Below are 285 nucleotides of genomic sequence, written 5' to 3'. Positions count from 1 at the left end.
GTAAAAAAACACTATTTTTTTACATAAACGTTGGTCTGTTTCTGACCATTTCCCTACCCTTTCACTGAACCTGCAGTAATACCCTCAACGATTCGATCACTTAGAATGAGGAATGCAATTAAGATTGGCAGGATACTGATCATCAGTGTTGCACCGATTGCACCCCAGTCAGTAGAATATTGTCCAATGAAGTTTTGGATACCTACAGTTAGTGTCTTCAAGTGGTCCGAACTTATGAAGGTTTGCACGAATACGAACTCATTCCAGTTGTAGATCATATTTATG

General features: G+C 38.9%; 1 pseudogene. It reads right to left on the bottom strand.

Annotation, left to right across the window (positions count from 1 at the left end):
- Nucleotides 1-53: 53 nt before the first annotated feature.
- Nucleotides 54-285 (bottom strand): annotated as a pseudogene (locus tag AOA61_RS31890) (carbohydrate ABC transporter permease); the annotation flags it as partial.

Origin of the sequence: Pseudomonas sp. 2995-1, from assembly GCF_002742505.1 — a bacterium.
Classification (GTDB): Bacteria; Pseudomonadota; Gammaproteobacteria; order Pseudomonadales; family Pseudomonadaceae; genus Aquipseudomonas; species Aquipseudomonas sivasensis.
Note: the sequence above shows the minus strand (reverse complement) of the source record. Positions and strands in the feature narration are given on the sequence as shown.